This is a genomic window from Sphingomonas sp. 10B4 (assembly GCF_035019905.1).
GTDB classification, from domain to species: domain Bacteria; phylum Pseudomonadota; class Alphaproteobacteria; order Sphingomonadales; family Sphingomonadaceae; genus Sphingomonas; species Sphingomonas glacialis.
This window is the reverse complement of the sequence record NZ_JASJVC010000369.1, coordinates 1-263: the sequence shown is the minus strand read 5'-3', so window position 1 is coordinate 263 and position 263 is coordinate 1. Positions and strand designations below refer to the sequence as shown.

General features: G+C 48.7%; 1 protein-coding gene. It reads left to right on the top strand.

Features of this window, described 5'->3' with window-relative positions; all coding sequences use genetic code 11:
* Nucleotides 1-46 precede the first annotated feature (46 nt).
* Nucleotides 47-263: hypothetical protein (locus QN347_RS20145; protein WP_323494452.1), on the top strand; the 217-nt coding region annotated here is incomplete at its 3' end.

The window sequence follows — 263 nt, the reverse complement described above, 5'->3', positions numbered from 1 at the left end:
GACTTATGGAGCGGCATTGGCAGAGCCGGGTTACTACTTTGTGTCGGTGTACGACAACAAAGACCAGAAGTCAGTCGATTTCCGCTATTGGACGACGAACTTTCCCGGACGGGGACAAACCATCTGGCCGGAGCTGGGATTTGGCTATGGTGTAACTTCACGTTGGTACACCGAGGTCTATGCGAGCTATATTGGCAGTTCTAAATCCGACTTAAAACTAGATAGCTGGAATTGGCAAAATGATTATTTGCTGACGCAAGGAC